The organism is Caloramator quimbayensis (assembly GCF_900167605.1).
Classification (GTDB): Bacteria; Bacillota; Clostridia; order Clostridiales; family Caloramatoraceae; genus Caloramator_B; species Caloramator_B quimbayensis.
Map to the genome: position 1 here is coordinate 1 of NZ_FUYH01000011.1, position 18,331 is coordinate 18,331.

Below are 18,331 nucleotides of genomic sequence, written 5' to 3' on the forward strand. Positions count from 1 at the left end.
CTATTGATATGCGATGAATGGGGATACATTCCAATTGACATTGAAGGGGCTAAACTATTATACCAGGTTATAGCAGGATGCTATGAGAAAAAAAGCATAATATTAACTACAAACCTTGAATTCAGTAAATGGAACAGTATTTTTTTCGATGAAAAGCTAACAAACGCTATACTTGATAGGATGGTCCATCACAGTCATTTACTAATATTTGACGGCCCCAGCTGGAGGCTCCAAAATTCATTAATGAAATACAATTAATTTACAATTATGGTAATGCGGATGTTGCAAAGATTTTTTTCAAAAGTTTGTATTTAATTATTGCAAAACACAACAAGCTTATGAATACAACAAATATAAAGGATTTTACAACTCCTGAATTTATTGATGCATTTACAAAGATACAAAAGATGTTTAAGGAATATACAACAACTGATGCAGTTGGAGGGAAATATGAAAACGGAGCAAATAACTTCCTTTCAGAAAAGACAGCAATGATAGCAAATGGGCCATGGATGATTTCGGATTTTCAGGATCCAACAAAAGCTCCTGCAGGATTTATTGATAAGGTTGGAGCCGCAATTTTCCCAGGACAGGGTGTATTTGATGCTCCAATGCTTGGATTCTTCATTGCATCAAAAGATAAAGAACATGCAGATGCTACTGTTACGCTACTTAAATATTTAACAAGTAAGGAAGTGCAATTAAGAGGACTTGAAATGGTAGGAACGATGCCAGCTTCAACAAATATTGAAATTCCACAGGAAGTTGCAAATAAACATCCTCTTATAACAGAACTTATTAAACTTGCAAACGGTGCAAAATATAAATACAACAACTATCAAGGATTATGGTATCCTAATACTTTAGATACATTAAGTACAAACTATCCAGCATTAGCATTAAATAAAATGACTCCACAGGAATTTGCAAAAAAACTGACTGAGGCTGCAAATAAAAATAAATAACAAATAATAGTTTTTAAATAAAGCCTCCTCGATAATTAGAAATTGAGGAGGCTTTAATTGAAAGGGAGAATGCAGAATGAATAGAAAAGGCTTTTGGATTGCACTTTTTTTAATGCCTACGATTTTAATTTTTCTGCTTATTTATGCTGTTCCAGTATTCACGGTTGTTTTTACTTCGTTTTTTGACTATAGAGGTTTTTCAGGCAGAATGACATTTATTGGTTTAATAAACTATATACAGCTTTTTACAAGCGACAGTTCCTTTAAAAAAGCATTAGGGAATACACTCATATGGATACTTCTTCAGTCAACAGTTCATGTGGCAATCGGAACAATACTTGCACTTATTCTTGCTAAAAAGCGTTTTGGATGGAAATTTGTTAGAACATCATATATGATTCCAAATATCATTTCAGCATCAGCACTTGGAGTTATATTTCTTAATGTATTTAATCCAACTTATGGAATAGTCAATTCAATTATTAAAATATTTGGAAATAAAAATATCAATACAAACTGGTTTTTTGATTATAATACTGCTTTTTTTACAGTTACAATTACTTGGCTTATTTATGCAGGATTAATAACTATACTCGTACTTGCAGAGATTATGTCTATTCCTGAATCTGTTTTTGAAGCAGCAAAGATTGATGGAGCGTCAGATTTTAAAATAAATATTTATATAATTCTTCCAATGCTTAGAAATATTCTTGCAACTTGTGTAATTTTAGCCGCTACGAGTATGCTTAAAGAATTTGAATTGATATTTTTAACTACTAAAGGTGGTCCTGCAGATTTAACTCTTAATTTACCTTTATATCTTTACAAAACTGCACTAATTGAAAACAATTTTGGATATGCAAATACAATAGGGACGGTTCTTATAATAATGGGAGTTATAACTATTGCACTGGTTACAAAACTATTTAAATTTGGTGAATCTGATGTTTAAAGGAGTGTGACAAAATGAGAAGTTTAGCGACGAAAAAAAACTATAAATCTGAAAAAATACGAGGCATAAGAATTTTTACATCATCATTTTCAATATTATTTCAGCTTATTATTGTTGCAATTTCTATTTTACCGATAGTATGGATATTTTTTTCATCATTTAAAACAAACGGAGAAATATTAAATTCATCGCTTTCACTCCCTAAGCATTGGAATTTTTATGGCTATATAAATGCTTTTAAGATATCGCCTCTTCATAAATTCTATGCAAACAGCATTATAATTGCAGTTACAAGTACAATTTTAAATGTTTTTTTTGTAGGCATGGCATCATATGTAATTGCAAGATTTAATTTTAAATTTAAAAAAGTTATTCTGATAACATTGTCTCTTTCATTGTTTTTACCTATGACATCACTAATTCATCCTGTTTATATGACTATTAATAAAATTGGGCTTTATGATACAAAAGCTGGTCTTATTCTTGTTTATACTGCTCTTGGACTTCCAACAACATTGTTTCTTCTTAACAGCTATTTTTTAAGTATACCAAAAGATATTGAGGAAGCTGCTTATATTGATGGAGCAGGATTTTTCAGGACTTTTATTCAAATAATAGTACCTGTTGCAAGACCAGGGTTTGCAACTGCGGCAGTTTTACAATTTCTACTCTCGTGGAATGAATTCCTTTATGCCATAGTTCTTACTAATTCAAAAGAAAACCGTACAATACCTGTAGCGCTAAGCTATTTTACTTCTCAATTCAGCTTTAACTATACATCTTTATTTGCTGCAATTGTTATGGTAAGTCTTCCAAGCATAATTTTATTTGCTTTAATGCAGGAGCAGGTTGTAAGCAGTCTAACTGCAGGATCTGTAAAAGGATAATAAAATAGTTTATATTTGTAATTAATTGAATTAAAATGAAAATAAATATATTTATATAAAACTTTGCATAACAAGGAGTGAAAAATATGAAACTTGCAGTATTAGGAGGGGGAGGCGTAAGATCCCCATTTTTAGCCAAGTATATAGCAAATAAGGCAGAAAAACTTAAAATAGATTCTGTTATTTTTATGGATGATAACAGTGATAAGATAAGAATATACGGGGGGATTGCAAAAAAAGCAGCAAGTATAATCAATCCAAAACTTAAATTTGAAATAACAACTGATGTTAAAGAAACTTTAAAAGATGCTGACTTTATTATAACATCTCTTAGAGTCGGCGGTGATGAGTCAAGAGTTACAGATGAGAGAACAGCATTAAAATATGGAATAGTTGGTCAGGAAACAACAGGGGCAGGCGGATTTGCAATGGCATTAAGATCAATAAATGCACTTATAAAATATTGCAGTATGGCAAAAGAATATTCAAAGCCTGATGTAAAAATATTTAACTTTACAAATCCATCAGGGCTTGTAACACAGGCATTAAGAAGTCTTGGATTTGATAATGTATATGGAATATGCGACGGACCGTATGGGTTTTTAAAGGAACTTGCGTCATATCTTAATATAAATTTAGATGATATATCTGTTGAATGTTTCGGACTCAACCATTTATCATGGTTTAGAAGTATAAAAATAAAAGGACAAGAAAAAATAAACGAAATAATTGAAGATGACAGAATATATGAAAAAACAGAAATGCATCTGTTTGAGAAAAAGCTTGTAAGAAGCTTAAACATGATACCAAATGCATACTTATACTATTATTATTATAGAGAAAAAGCAGTTGATAATATATTAAAATCACAATATACAAGAGGGGAAACTATAAGGGAAATTAATAAAAATATGTATAGAGAATTAAGTACTCTAAATCCTGAAAAAGATTTTGAAAAAATGCTGGGCATATTTTTAAAGTATTATTCTCAAAGAGAGAAAAGTTATATGAATATTGAATCGGGTTCTAATAAGCCTCATATAGAAAAAGAAATTACATGGCAGGATTTTTTTGATATGCAGGGCGGAGAAGGTTATGCAGGAATAGCATTAGGTTTTATTGATGCAATTGTTAATGATTCTAAAAAGGAAATGATTCTTTCAGTACCAAACAATGGAATGATAGAAGGATTAAAAGATGATGATGTTGTTGAAATTACTTGCAGTGTAGATAAAAATGGAGCAAACCCTGTTTATATTGGGGAGGTTCCGGAAATACAAATGTCTCTAATAAGGCAGGTAAAGCTGTATGAAAGGCTTGCAGTTGAAGCTATTATTGAAAAAAACAAAGAAAAAGCAGTACAGGCACTAATGATACATCCTTTGGTAAATTCATATTCAATAGCTTCAAATCTCATAGAAGAATATTTAAATGAATATATAGATTTTGTAGGAGCATGGAGGTAATACTATGTCTTTAGTTGCAGCAATTTCTCCTGTTACAATAGATATTTTATACTCAGGCCTTCCAAGGATGCCAAAGCTTGGAGAGGAAGTTTGTGCAGATATGTTTGATATTCAAATTGGCGGAGGCCCACCTGCAACGCTTATAACACTGTCAAAGCTTGGGATAGATACAAAACTTGGCACATTTTTATCAAGCGATAATACAGGAAGGATGGCAGAAATACTTCTTGAGCAGAAAGGCGTAAATTATACAAATCTTTATAGAGGAGACGAAAGAGCAGTTAATGTTACAAGCGTTGCATCCTTTCCGCAGGATAGATATTTTCTATCATATTTTTCAAAAGTTGATTCAAAAATATTAAGTGATGATGAAGTTTACAGCTTTTTAAAAGGAGCAAAAGTTGTAATTGGAATTGAAAGCCACATTGAAGTTATGAAAAAGCTGAAAGAAGAAGGGACAACAATTGTATATGATGTAGGCTGGAGCGATGATTTAAGCATTGAAAAGATAAAGCCTGTATTAAAACATGTTAGTGTATTTACTCCAAATGATAAGGAAGCACGAAAAATTGCAGGGACGGATAATGTATTTGAAGCACTTGAAAAAATAGGAGAATACGCTGAAAATGTAATAATAACCTTAGGTAAAAACGGGAGTATAGCAAAGAGTAAAGATAAAGTAATGTACTTTCCGCCTGTAAAAGGAATAAAGGCAGTTGATACAACAGGAGCAGGAGATAACTTTTTAGCAGGAGTAATATATGGAATATATAAAGGATGGACAATAGAAGAGTCGGTTAAAATGGGAAATATAGTCGGAGCATATTCAACAACGTCGCTTGGGTGCTGCAGTGCTGATATCACAATTGAGAAGGCAAAGCAGTATTTATACGGTATGACTTGTGTAAATATTCAAAATGAAAAAGATATTATAAGATATTTAGATTAATTAAAAATCAGAAATGCATATATGTGAATTATTGATAAAAGAAATTTTATAAAAATTTTTTTAACAATAAATATCCATCTATAAATATATAAAGATAATAATAAATTGTATGTACAAATATATTAGATTTTACTTATGTAGATAATAAGGAAGATATGAAAAAATATCTTAATATGGAGGTTGACAATATAACTACAAGAAGGCCGGATATGCTTATTAAAATGAGAGATTTAAAATTTAAAAGCGTCTTATTACAAAACTAACTTAAAGAACTCAGGCTGCTTGATTTAAAGCAACCTGAGTTCTTTAAGTCTATACTGTGTTTAGTTCAAGCTCATCAAGTTTACTATTATTAAATGCTTCCCTGTCAAATTCATTTTCAGAAGCAGCAACAATTAGAGCTGCAACAGATGCTCCTGTTACATTTGTAGCTGTTCTTGCCATATCTATTATTACATCAATGCCAAGAAGCATTGCAAGGCCTTCAAGCGGAAGTCCAAGAGTTGAAAGAACAACTGTTGCTGCTATTGATGCTGTTCCTGGAACACCTGCAATTCCAATAGATCCCAAAGTAGTTGCTGCAATAATCATCAAATAATCATTTGTATTAAGAGAAATGTTAAAAACATTTGCAACGAATACTGCTGCAATTGCAGGATAAAGTCCGCCGCAGGCATTCATACCGACAGTTGCACCAATTGGTGCTACAAAACTTGCTATTTTTTCAGATATTTTTGTCCTTCCAATCAGCGATTTAATAGTTACTGGAAGAGTTCCATAACTGCTTTGAGTTGTAAAAGCAACTAACTGTGCAGGATATATACTTTTAAAGAATCGAAGAGGATTAATCCTTACAATTAATGCAACAAGTCCTGCATGAACTATTATAACCTGAAGCAGGCATGCCAAATATACGGCTATTATGACCTTTCCAAGTGGAATTAGAGTTGATAATCCATATTCCGCTGAAATAGATGCCATAAGAGCAAATACTCCGTATGGAGCAAGCTTAATAATGATTTTTGTAATTCTGTACATTATTTTAGCAAAGGCATTAATAAAATCTGTTACAGGTTTTGTAGACTTTGGCTTTCTGTTTTCTTCAATAATAATTGCAAGAGCTATAAATATTGAGAAAACAATTGTTGGTATAGTTTTGCCTTCTGCCATTGAAGCTATAGGATTAGATGGTATCATATCAATTAGTACCTTTGCAAATGAAGGTATTTCTCTTGCTTTAAAAGCTGAATCCTTAGCAAACTGCAGTCCGGAACCCAGGTTAAAGGATACTGCTGCTGCAATTCCGATTACTGAAGCTAAAGCTGTTGTAATTAAAAGAAGTAATATTGTTTTTAACGCTATTCTTTTTAGCTGGTTTGGATTATTTAATGCTGTAATACTTGAAATAATAGATGTAAATATTAAAGGAATAACGACCATTTTAATAAGGCCCACAAATATTTTCCCAACTGGCTCAATTATTAAAGCATCCTTTTTAAAAACTGCTCCAATTGCAATACCTAAGAGCATTGCTGTTAAAACCCTTATTCCAAAGCTGACTTTTTTTATTTTAAGAAAATAAAGAAAAAGCAGCAGCACTATTGATAATAGTAAGCTAATATAAGATAAATTCATTTTTTAACCTCCTTAAATTTATAACTCATATTTCTTCATAAGCAGCAGCGCGCATCTGCTTATGCAAAATAAAAACCTTCTGCCCCTTTTTACAGAGGCAGAAGGTTACTTCCGCGGTTCCACTCTGATTAGGCAAAATATGCCCATCTCATTTCAGGTACAATCATACCTTACCTCTTTAACGGGAGGACACGTAACAGCCTACTTAAATTCGGCCTAACACTCAAAGGGGCACTTCAACCATAATCCTACATAAAGCCCTCTCAGCCAGTGGAGCTTCTCTCTGTCTGATTCATACAGTTTACTTTACCTTATCATCGTGTTTAATACTTTGTACTTGATGAAATTACTATATCAAATATTTATGAAGATTTTATGAAGGTCTTATATAAAAAATGAAAATTAATTTAAGAGTTTTATAATATAAATTTGTTATATACTTTATAAGGTGGTAGAAGCTATAAAGGGATAATACAAACAAGGCATAATTCTTTAAGGGTGATATGATAGTTTAATATTTTTTAATTTAAAAGATTCTATGCATTTAATTAAATTAAGCTTATGTAAGTAAAGTTATTTTTATGAAAGGTGCTAATTATCTATTAAAGTGTATAGAGTGAAAGATATTTTTTGCTATCGTTACATAAAGTCATTAAAGTAGTAATTTAAAGCTAAATTACTACTTTAGTTAGAAGTAGCAAATGATTTTTTAAGTAAACTTTCAATTTTAGTATCAATCTTCATATTTTTTTTATTTAGCTTTTTATATGGAATAAAAAAATAACTACAGTTATTAGATTTGTTTTTTAAGTATGAATATATTATTTGAGACTCATCAGCTTCGTTTTTTTCAATATTAACTGATTTTTCAAAAGTATTATTGTTAAAATAATATGATATGTTACTGCTAATTTCACAAGCTATTTCTTTAAAATTATCTTCTAATAACATATACTTTTTATTAAAAAGAATTTTAATTCCTTTTAATAAAAAAATTTTAAATTCTTTACTGTTTAGCTTTTCAAAGAGAAGAATATTCCTATTTTTCTTTATAAATTCAATAACTTTTATTTTATTAACCAAATAGTTTACAGCACTTAAATAATCTCTATATTTTGCTGCACTTTCAAAATCATATTTTTCAGAGGACGTAATCATTTTATTTTTGATTAATTCAATTATCTCTCTGTCAGTTCCATAAAGCAAATTTGTTATTTTATGGATTACATCATTATACTGTTCCTTTGCATTATCGTTAAAGCACATTCCAATACATAGACCAAGTGAATAATTAAGACATTTTGAAGTTCTTAAAAAGTCATTGCTGCATAAAATTCTACAGCATTCTTTTATTCCTTGTATAGCTCTAAGTACTGTATTTTTGTTTGTATAAGGTCCAAAATAAATATTTCCATCATCAATGTTAAATTCATCAGAAATTTCAATATTAGGATATTTTCTATTGATTTCTATTTTTATATAACAGTATGAATTTGGGTTTTTCATTTTGCTATTGAAAATAGGTTTTATTTCTTTTATTAACTTGCATTCAAGCAAAAAGGCTTCAAATTCTGTATCAGTAACAATATAATCAAAGTCTTTTATATTTTTTATCAATTTTATAACCTTTGGTGAATGCGTTGATGAATTTGTAAAATATGATTCAACTCTGTTTTTAAGATTTTTTGACTTTCCAATATAAATTATACTTCCGTGTGAGTTTTTCATTAAATATACCCCTGGAGAAGAAGGAAGCATTTTTGCTTTTTCTTTTAAATTCATTTTATGCCTCCCATAAAAGTTTATTACTTATTTTATCATCATGAATAAAAATCTTCAATGATTTCAAATCAAATATGTTATTAAATATTAAAAATGTATCATAGCAATTGAATACAGTTAAGATTACAAAAAATTTACATCTTTAAGAAAATAATAATAAGAGTTATACCATTTAGAAATTTAAATTTGATTGTGATATTTTGCAACGGTTAGATTTTTGTAAATTTTAAAATCTTTATAAAAGTGATATAATGTAAATTATTAATTTAACAAAAATATAATTTTAGGTTGGGATAAAGATGTCAGTTACAATAAAAGATATAGCAAAAATATTAAATGTATCATATGCAACTGTTTCAAAAGCACTAAGTGATAGGGATGACATAAGTGAAGAAATGAAAGCTAAAGTAAGAAAGGTTGCAGAAGAATTAAACTATAAACCAAATTATATTGCTCGTGGTCTTGTAAAAAAAGAAACAAAGACTATAGGACTTATTATACCAGATATTACAAATCCTTTTTATTCTGAGATTGCAATGGCGATAGAAGAAACAGTTAATAAGGAAGGCTATAGTGTTTTTCTATGTAATTCTAATTGGAAAAATAGTAATGAAAATGATTATATTAACCTTTTAACAAGTAAGAAAGTAGATGGAATAATAATTGCACCTATAGGAGAAGAAAGCTTAAATTTAGAGAGTGTTGATATTCCAATTGTAATTGTTGGAACAAAGAAAAGCTATAATAACCAAAACTATGTTGTTATTGATGATGAAAAAGGTGGATATATAGCTGTAAAACATTTAATTAAACAAAACTGTAAGAAGATAATGTTTGTTGGAGGAAAACAAAATGTTCAATCTAATAAACAAAGATTAGAGGGATATAAAAGGGCATTAATAGAAAGTAATTATGAAATTAATGAACAATATATAAGAAGTGGTAATTTCAAACAAGAAAGCGGATATTTAATTATGAAAAAAGTTTTTAATGATGGAATTATACCAGATGGTGTTTTCGCAGGTAATGATTTGCTTGCTCTTGGAGTAATGCGTTCAGCTTTAGATTTTGGCTTAAAGATACCAGATGACATAAAAATAGTTGGCTTTGATGATATTCCTTTTGCAAGTCTACCTGAAATATCACTGACTACAATACTTCAGCCTAAATATAAGATGGGAGAGCATGCAGCAAATATGCTTTTATCCAAAATAAAGAATCCAGAAATAAATTGTGAAAATATTATATTAAAACCTAAACTAATTAAAAGAAAAACTGGCTAATAAGAAGCTGTAAGGTTTAAAATTTAAACTTTACAGCTTCTTATTTTAGTTTAATTAAATAAATATAATAATTATAACATAGATTTATTAGTGCAGAATTAATTTTAAAATATAAGAAAATTGCCAAAAATAAAACAATTATTGAATCTTTAAAAATAAAGTTATATAATATAATTAACTTAAACGTTTAAGTAAAAGATTGTTGCTTTTCAAAAATGAGATTATTAGATAAATGAAATTGAAAAAAATTAGATTAATATAAAAATAAAATCTTATTAGGAGGAATAATATGGATTTAAAGTCAAAAGCTTTAAAAGTGCATAAAGATAATCAAGGGAAAATTGCCCTTCATTGCAAAGTACCTGTAAATAATAAGGAAGATATGACATTAGCATATACACCCGGTGTTGCAGAACCTTGCCTTGAAATAAAAGAGAATTATAACAAAATATATGAATATACATCAAAGGGAAACCTTGTTGCAGTAGTTACAAATGGCACTGCAGTTCTTGGACTTGGTGATATAGGAGCGGGAGCAGGGCTTCCAGTAATGGAAGGGAAAGCTGTTTTATTTAAATCATTTGCTGGAATAGATGCTTTTCCAATATGTATTGAAACAAAGGATGTAAATAAAATAGTTGAGACAGTAAAACTTATGGAACCTACCTTTGGAGGAATAAATTTAGAAGATATAAAGGCCCCAGAGTGCTTTGAAATAGAAGATAGGTTAAAAGAAATTTGTGACATACCGGTATTCCATGATGACCAGCATGGAACAGCTGTAGTTACACTTGCAGCACTTATAAATGCATTAAAAATTACAGGCAAAAGGTTTGAAGATTTAAAAGTTGTAATAAATGGAGCAGGAGCAGCAGGTACATCTATAACAAAACTTTTAATAAAATCTGGAGTAAAGAATATACTGATTTGTGATAGAACAGGGATAATATCAAAAAATAACAGCAAACTTGATTTTAACAAAAAGAAACTTGCAGAAATAACTAATAAAGATAATATAATAGGTACTTTAAAGGATGCAATTAAAGGTGCAGATGTATTTATAGGGGTATCTGCTCCCAATGTTTTAACCACTGATATGGTAAAAACAATGAATAGAGATGCCATAGTTTTTGCAATGGCAAATCCAGTGCCAGAAATTTATCCAGATGAAGCTAAAAAAGGTGGTGCAAGAATTATTGGGACAGGCCGTTCAGATTTTCCTAATCAAATAAACAATGTTCTTGCATTTCCAGGAATATTCAGAGGAGCTCTTGATGTAAGAGCTTCCCAGATAAATGAGGAAATGAAAATTGCAGCAGCTTATGCGATTGCAAGTGTAGTAGAAGATAGCGAATTAAATGAAGATTATATTCTCCCAAATGCATTTGATTTAAGAATTGCACCAAAAGTTGCAGAGTCTGTTGCAAAAGCTGCTATTGAAACAAAGGTAGCGAGAGCTGAGGGAATAACCCCTGAGTGGGTTTTTAATCATACTGTTGAATTATTAAAAAAATAATTTTAGGAGGCTGATAAAATGGTTAAAGTTGGAGTTGTAGGTTATGGAGTTATAGGTCAAAGGCTTGCAGACGGCGTTGCCCTTCAAAAGGATATGGAACTTGTTGGTGTTGCTGATGTATCGCCAACCCTCGCAATAAGGGCACTAAAAGAAAAAGGAATGCCATATAATTTTTATCTTGGAATGCCTGAGAATCTTCATATGTTTGAGGAACTTGGAATACCTGTATCAGGAACTCTTGAAGAATTGGTTCAGAAGACTGACATTATACTTGATGCTACAAGTGCAGGTGTTGGAGCAAAGAATAAGGAACTTTATGCAAAGTATAACAGAAAGGCAATATTCCAGGGAGGAGAGAAAAACTCTGTTGCTGATGTATTCTTCCATGGATATGCAAACTATGAAAAAGGACTTGGAAAGCAGTTCTTAAAGCTTACATCCTGCAACACAACAGGGCTTATAAGATCAGTTGACTGCCTTGATCGTGAATTTGGAATAGAAAAAGTTGCAATAACTATAATAAGACGTGTTGCTGATCCTGGTGATTACCACAGAGGTCTTACAAATGCTCTTCAGATAGACAAGGCTCCAAGCCATCAGGCAGTAGATTTAATGACTATAATGCCTCATATTAATGCAACAGGAATACTTGTTCATACGCCTGTTACCCATGGACATATTATAACAGTAGTTGCAACACCAAAGAAAAAGATATCAAAGGAAGAGGCAATTGAGTGCTTCAAGAAACACCCAAGAATAAGAGTAGTTAGAATTGCAGACGGGTTCCTTGGAAATGCTTCACTCTTTAGATATGCAAGAGACCTCGGAAATCCAAGAGGAGATATGTATGAAATAGCACTTTGGGAAGAATCAGTTGTAAATTCAGGAGATGACATAATGTATGCAATAAATATACCTCAGGAAGCTGTAACAATTCCTGAAACAATAGACGGAATTAGAGCAGCTTTAATGATGCAGCCTGACAGAATTTCAGCAACTTCAGAAACAAATAAATATTTGGGGATGGGAAAATGGATACAAAAATAACTAAAATAAGATCGATGGATGAGTTTGATTATGAAGGAAAGACAGTAATACTAAGAATAGATGTAAATTCGCCGATTGACCCTGTGACTAAGAAAATTGTTAATGAAAACAGAATAAAAAAGAGCATTCCAACAATAAAATATCTTCTGGAGAAAAAAGCAAAGGTTGCAATAATTGCACATCAGGGAGATACCCTTGATTACCACAACTTAATTCCAATGGAAGAACATGCTCAAAAGCTTTCAAACCTTTTGGATATTGAAATTAAATACATCGATGATGTATGCGGTATTGCAGCAAGGGAGGCAGTTAAAAATCTAAAACCAGGAGAGGCTGTATTTTTAGGGAACTTAAGATATCTTTGCGAAGAGATTTCAACCTTTGAAGATGCAGTAAAATTAGAGCCTCATGAAATGCTTAATACCTATCTTGTAAGAAGCCTTGCACCTCTTGCAGATTATTATGTTAATGATGCATTTGCAGCTGCACATAGAAATGCACCTTCAATGGTAGCATTCCAGGAAATTCTTCCATCAGCTGGAGGAATACTTTTAAAGAAGGAAATTGATGCTTTATGTAAGGTTATGGAGAGCCCAGACAGGCCAAATGTATTTGTACTTGGAGGACTTAAGATTTCAGATGCATTTGGAATGATGAAGCAGGTTTTGGAGAACGGAAGTGCAGACAGAATTCTTGCATGCGGAGTAACAGGGCATATAATGCTTATGGCAAAAGGATATAATCTTGGAGAGAAAAATGAAAAGTTTATAAGGGATAGGTCTCTCGATGTATTTATAAAACCTGCAAAGGAATATATTGAAAACTATGGAGAAAAAATAATTTATCCTATTGACCTTGCCTTTGAAAAAGATGGTAAAAGAGTTGAAATAAATATTGAAAATCTTCCTGTTGATGAGCTTTTCCTTGATATTGGGGATAAGACAATTGAAATATTCAAAAAAGAAATAGAATCAGCAGGAACTATATTTGTAAACGGTCCGGCAGGGGTATATGAAAATAAACTTTTTGAGAACGGAACAAGAGAGATTTGGACAGCTATTGCAAATGCTAAAGGATATTCGGTAATAGGCGGGGGAGATACAGTAAGCGCGGCTCAAAAATTCATTGACACTTCAAATATTAATTATGTATGTACTGCAGGAGGAGCGATGGTAAGATTCTTATCAGGAGTTAAAATGCCTCTTATTGAAGCAATGAAAAAAGCATACACAAGGGAATATAAATAAATCTTATTTTGGTATATGCTGCAAATTTCCTATAATTATGAATCAAAGCAGCATATACCATAAATATGGAGGTAGAAGATGTTAAGCAGTGAAAAAATAAAGGAAGTTAAAGAGTTTGCCATAAAAATTAGAATTGAAACCATAAAAGCGATAGGGAACCTTGGATTTGGTCATATTGGAGGAGCAATGTCAATTGCGGATACTATTGCTGTATTATATGATGCTGTAATGAAATACGATCCTAAAAATCCAAATTGGGAGGATAGAGATTATCTTATATGCTCAAAAGGACATGCAGGCCCTTCTATATACTCTGCTTTAGCACTAAAAGGATTTTTCCCAATCGAGGAGCTTATGACTTTAAATAAACCTGGTACACATCTGCCAAGCCACTGCGACAGAAACCTTACAACAGGTATAGATATGACAACAGGCTCCCTTGGACAGGGCTCTTCTCTTGCAGTAGGTGTAGCCCTTGGGAACAGATGCTGCGGCAGAAAAAATACAACTTATTTAATACTTGGCGATGGAGAGATGCAGGAAGGCCAGGTCTGGGAAGCAGTACTTTATGCAGCACAGCAGAAATTAAGCAATCTTATAGTATTTGTTGATTACAATAAAAAACAGCTTGATGGATATACTGCAGATATTAATGACCTTGGAGATTTAAAATCAAAATTCGAAGCTTTCAATTGGTTTGCACAGGAAGTTGACGGACACAATGTTTCAGAAATTTATGAAGCAGTTGAAAATGCAAAGAAGCAGAATGAAAAGCCATCTGCAATAATACTGCATACTGTAAAAGGAAAAGGATGCAGCTTTGCTGAAAATGAACTATACAACCATCATATGACAGTAAGCAGGCAGCAGATGGAAGAAGCACTCAATGTTCTTTTAAATGAGCTTGGCAGGAGGTGATAGCATGAGTGCAGTATTAGCAAATATGAGAGTTAAAGAAGATAAGGAAATGAGAAATGTATACTGCGAAACGCTTATGGAACTTTCAGAGGAAAATAATAAAATTGTAGTCCTTGATGCAGACCTTATGAATTCAATGGGAATGACAAAATATGCAAATAAATACCCAGAAAGAACATTTAACGTTGGTATACAGGAAGCTAACATGGTTGGTATTGCAGCCGGGCTTTCAGCAACAGGGCTTGTTCCATTTGCTCATAGTTTTGGACCTTTTGCAACAAGAAGATGCTTTGACCAGCTTTTCTTATCCTGCGGATATGCAAAATTAAACGTAAGAATTGTAGGAAGCGATCCTGGAGTTACAGCTGCATATAACGGAGGAACTCATATGCCTTTTGAGGATATGGGTATACTTAGAAATATTCCTAACATTACAATTTTGGAACCCGTTGATTCTGTAATGTTAAAAGATATTATAAAACAGACATCAAATATGTATGGCCTGTTTTACATAAGGCTTTTAAGGAAAAATGCAGTAAAAATTTATGAGGACAGCTCAACATTTGAAATAGGAAAAGGAATTACTTTAAAGGATGGGAGAGACGTTACAATAATTGCAACAGGAATTATGGTTGATGATGCTTTAAAAGCTTCCGATGAACTTGAAAAAACGGGTATATCAGCAAGGGTTGTAAACATATTTACTTTAAAACCAATAGACAAGGAACTTATAATAAAATGCGCAAAGGAAACAGGTGCAATAGTTACTGCTGAAAACCACAGTGTAATTAACGGACTTTATTCTGCAGTCTCTGAGGTTATAGCAGAAAGTACTTTAGTCCCAGTTGAGAAGGTAGGAGTTATGGATGAATTCGGAGAAGTTGGACCTCTCGATTATTTAAAGCAGAGGTTTAAGCTTACTCCTGAATCAATAGTTGAAAAAGTTAAAAAAGTGCTTAAAAGAAAGAACTCATAAAGAGGTGTTTTAAATGATTAAAATTTGTCAAGATAAACCCTTTGAATATGGATATAATGCTATAACCGTAATGGGAGAAAAAGAACATGATACAATGATGGATTTTGGGATTTTAAGGCTTAAAAAAGACCAGAAGGAAGTATTTTTCAGTGAAAATAAGGAAAGAGCATTTCTCATGATAAAGGGAGAAGTAGCACTTGAGTGGAACGGATGCAAAAGGATAATAAAAAGAGAATCATGTTTTGACTATAACCCTTGGGTACTTCATGTTCCAAAGTGTACTGAAGTTAAAATTACTGGAATATCTGATGATTCTGAGATTAATATAACAAGTACAACCAATGACAGAAATTTTAATGCAAGGCTTTACTCACCAGATGAATGTGCAAGCGAAGAGAGAGGAAAAGGGACGCTAAATGAATGTTCGACAAGAATAGTAAGAACAGTATTTGATTATTCAAATGCAGACTATTCAAATCTTGTACTTGGAGAAGTTATAGATTTTCCAGGAAAATGGTCAAGCTATCCTCCACATCATCATCCTCAGCCTGAAATATATTTTTATAAATTCTATCCTGAAAACGGATACGGATTTTCACAGCTCGGGGACAGAGTTGAACAGGTAAAGAATAATTATACGATAAAGATTCTTGATGATGTGAGCCATCCACAGGTTACAGCACCTGGTTATGCAATGTACTATATATGGGTTATAAGGCATATTGACAAAAATCCATACAAGAGCCCTCAGTATCCAATTTTTGAAAGTGAGCATCTTTGGGTAAATGATAAAAATGCAAAGATTTGGCCGGAAAAATAATTTAGTGGGGTGAGAAATTTGAAAACAGAAAGGCTTACAATGGGTCAGGCACTTTTAAAGTTTCTTGACAATCAGTATGTAGAATTTGACGGAGTTCAAAACAAATTTGTAAAAGGAGTTTTTACAATTTTCGGTCATGGATGTGTTGTCGGATTTGGTGAAGCTCTTGAAAGTTATAAAGGAGATATTGTTGTTTATCAGGGAAAAAATGAGCAGGGAATGGCACATGCTGCAATAGGATATGCAAAACAGAAAAACAGAAGAGAGATAATAGCATGTACATCATCAATTGGGCCTGGTGCATTAAACATGGTTACTGCTGCAGGAACTGCAACTGTAAACAGAATACCTCTTTTATTATTCCCTGGCGATACATTTGCTTGTAGGCAGCCGGATCCAGTTCTTCAGCAGGTTGAGCATCCATTAAGTCAAGGAATAACAGCAAATGATGCATTTAAGGCCGTATCAAGGTACTGGGACAGGATTGAAAGACCTGAGCAGCTTATGAGTGCTATGATTAATGCAATGAGAGTATTAACTGATCCTGCAGATACAGGAGCTGTAACTATCTGTATACCTCAGGATGTACAGGGTGAGGCATATGATTATCCTGTTGAGTTCTTTGAAAAAAGAGTCCACATTATATCAAGAAGAGAACCATCAAAAGCTGAAATTGAAAGAGCAGCAGCTAAAATTAAAAATAAGAAAAAGCCAGTGATAATATGCGGCGGAGGTGTTGTATATTCTGAAGCTGCAGATGCACTTGTAAAGTTTGCTGAAAGATTTAACATACCATTTGGTGAAACACAGGCTGGCAAAGGTGCTGTATCATGGAAGCACAAATTAAATCTTGGAGGAATTGGGGTTACCGGAGGACTTGCAGCAAACAGGATAGCAATGGATGCAGACCTTGTAATTGCAGTTGGAAGCAGGCTTTCGGATTTTACAACATCATCAAAATGGCTCTTTAAAAATCCTGATGCTGAGGTAGTTTCAATAAATGTGAACTCCTTTGATGCATATAAGATGAACGCATGTACAGTAATTGCGGATGCAAAGGCAGGACTTGAGGCACTTTACAAAGTACTTGATGAAGCAGGATATATGTCTTCCTATAAGGATGAAATAGAAAATGCAAAGAAAGAGTGGGAAGAAGAAGTTAACAGGCTATTTAAGGCTGATATTGAAAATGGTCTTTCACAGACAAGAGTTCTTGGGGAACTTGACAAGCTAATTGATAAGAATGATATAATTGTCGGTTCATCAGGAAGCCTTCCAGGAGACCTTCAAAGGGTATGGAGACCTGAAAAACCAAAGACATACCACATGGAATACGGTTTTTCATGTATGGGTTATGAAGTTTGTGCTGCACTTGGTGTTAAGATTGCAGAACCAGATAAAGAAGTATACTCTATGGTTGGAGACGGAAGCTATTTGATGCTTCATTCAGAGCTTGTAACAAGCATTCAGGAAGGCAAAAAGATTAATGTTCTTCTTTTTGACAACTCAGGCTTTGGATGTATAGAAAACCTGCAGAATTCTCAAGGCATACCAACTTTTGCAACACAGTTTAAGTTCCGTGATGAAAAAACTGGAAGACTTACAGGTCAGTCTATACCGATAAGCTATGCTGAAGCAGCAAAAGGCTACGGATGTAAAACATATACTGTTACAAATATAGAAGAATTAAAAGAAGCATTTGAATGTGCAAGGAAAGATAAGGTTTCAACATTAATTGACATAAAGGTTGCTCCAAAGACTATGACCGGAGGTTATGAATCATGGTGGCGCGTAGGCGTTCCCGAGGTATCAGAAAACCAATCCGTAAGAGAAGCATACCAAAAAATGTCTGAAGAAGTTAAAAAGACAAAGAAATTTTAATATGGGG

General features: G+C 32.4%; 16 protein-coding genes and 1 other annotated feature. Of the genes, 14 read left to right on the forward strand and 2 right to left on the reverse strand.

Features of this window, described 5'->3' with window-relative positions; genetic code table 11:
- From B5D15_RS08315 to B5D15_RS08340, 6 genes are all read left to right on the forward strand, one after another.
- Positions 1-258: ATP-binding protein (locus B5D15_RS08315; protein WP_179122232.1), on the forward strand; the 258-nt coding region annotated here is incomplete at its 5' end.
- A 47-nt stretch (positions 259-305) separates the two neighbouring features.
- Positions 306-965, forward strand: a complete 660-nt coding sequence (locus B5D15_RS08320; RefSeq protein WP_078696654.1) for an extracellular solute-binding protein — start codon at positions 306-308, stop codon at positions 963-965.
- A 76-nt stretch (positions 966-1,041) separates the two neighbouring features.
- Positions 1,042-1,917: a carbohydrate ABC transporter permease gene (locus B5D15_RS08325; protein ID WP_078696655.1), complete on the forward strand. Its 876-nt coding sequence runs from the start codon at positions 1,042-1,044 to the stop codon at positions 1,915-1,917.
- A 14-nt stretch (positions 1,918-1,931) separates the two neighbouring features.
- Entirely contained in the window at positions 1,932-2,804 is an 873-nt protein-coding gene (locus tag B5D15_RS08330; protein WP_078696656.1) for a carbohydrate ABC transporter permease, read from the forward strand.
- Between the two features lie 86 nt (positions 2,805-2,890).
- Complete coding sequence (locus B5D15_RS08335) at positions 2,891-4,270, forward strand: family 4 glycosyl hydrolase (RefSeq protein WP_078696657.1); 1,380 nt, start codon at positions 2,891-2,893, stop codon at positions 4,268-4,270.
- A 4-nt stretch (positions 4,271-4,274) separates the two neighbouring features.
- Entirely contained in the window at positions 4,275-5,219 is a 945-nt protein-coding gene (locus B5D15_RS08340) for a carbohydrate kinase family protein (protein WP_078696658.1), read from the forward strand.
- A 312-nt stretch (positions 5,220-5,531) separates the two neighbouring features.
- Here the strand turns inward: B5D15_RS08340 and B5D15_RS08345 are convergent, their stop codons facing one another.
- Together B5D15_RS08345 and B5D15_RS08350 are read right to left on the reverse strand one after the other, a co-directional pair.
- Positions 5,532-6,854 (reverse strand): dicarboxylate/amino acid:cation symporter, encoded by a 1,323-nt coding sequence (locus tag B5D15_RS08345; protein WP_078696659.1) that lies wholly within the window; start codon positions 6,852-6,854, stop codon positions 5,532-5,534.
- 90 nt (positions 6,855-6,944) lie between these two features.
- Positions 6,945-7,181: a binding site (T-box leader), on the reverse strand.
- 357 nt (positions 7,182-7,538) lie between these two features.
- Complete coding sequence (locus tag B5D15_RS08350) at positions 7,539-8,636, reverse strand: GIY-YIG nuclease family protein (RefSeq protein ID WP_078696660.1); 1,098 nt, start codon at positions 8,634-8,636, stop codon at positions 7,539-7,541.
- Between the two features lie 299 nt (positions 8,637-8,935).
- Between B5D15_RS08350 and B5D15_RS08355 the strand changes: the two genes are divergently transcribed.
- The 8 genes from B5D15_RS08355 to iolD all read left to right on the forward strand — a co-directional run bounded on the left by B5D15_RS08355 (position 8,936) and on the right by iolD (position 18,324).
- Positions 8,936-9,919, forward strand: coding sequence for a LacI family DNA-binding transcriptional regulator (locus B5D15_RS08355; protein ID WP_078696661.1), 984 nt, complete (start codon positions 8,936-8,938; stop codon positions 9,917-9,919).
- Positions 9,920-10,208: 289 nt separating this feature from the next.
- Positions 10,209-11,435, forward strand: coding sequence for an NAD(P)-dependent malic enzyme (locus B5D15_RS08360; protein WP_078696662.1), 1,227 nt, complete (start codon positions 10,209-10,211; stop codon positions 11,433-11,435).
- An 18-nt stretch (positions 11,436-11,453) separates the two neighbouring features.
- The gene (locus B5D15_RS08365) at positions 11,454-12,482 is read left to right on the forward strand and encodes a type II glyceraldehyde-3-phosphate dehydrogenase (RefSeq protein ID WP_078696663.1); all 1,029 of its coding nucleotides are present in this window, start codon (positions 11,454-11,456) and stop codon (positions 12,480-12,482) included.
- Positions 12,467-13,729, forward strand: a complete 1,263-nt coding sequence (locus tag B5D15_RS08370; RefSeq protein WP_078696664.1) for a phosphoglycerate kinase — start codon at positions 12,467-12,469, stop codon at positions 13,727-13,729. The genes B5D15_RS08365 and B5D15_RS08370 overlap by 16 nt, the downstream gene beginning before the upstream one ends.
- A gap of 78 nt (positions 13,730-13,807) precedes the next feature.
- Positions 13,808-14,647, forward strand: coding sequence for a transketolase (locus tag B5D15_RS08375; protein WP_078696665.1), 840 nt, complete (start codon positions 13,808-13,810; stop codon positions 14,645-14,647).
- 4 nt (positions 14,648-14,651) lie between these two features.
- Positions 14,652-15,623, forward strand: a complete 972-nt coding sequence (locus B5D15_RS08380; protein WP_078696666.1) for a transketolase family protein — start codon at positions 14,652-14,654, stop codon at positions 15,621-15,623.
- A 13-nt stretch (positions 15,624-15,636) separates the two neighbouring features.
- Entirely contained in the window at positions 15,637-16,443 is an 807-nt protein-coding gene (locus B5D15_RS08385) for a 5-deoxy-glucuronate isomerase (protein ID WP_078696667.1), read from the forward strand.
- An 18-nt stretch (positions 16,444-16,461) separates the two neighbouring features.
- Positions 16,462-18,324 (forward strand): 3D-(3,5/4)-trihydroxycyclohexane-1,2-dione acylhydrolase (decyclizing), encoded by a 1,863-nt coding sequence (gene iolD, locus B5D15_RS08390; protein ID WP_078696668.1) that lies wholly within the window; start codon positions 16,462-16,464, stop codon positions 18,322-18,324.
- Positions 18,325-18,331 lie beyond the last annotated feature (7 nt).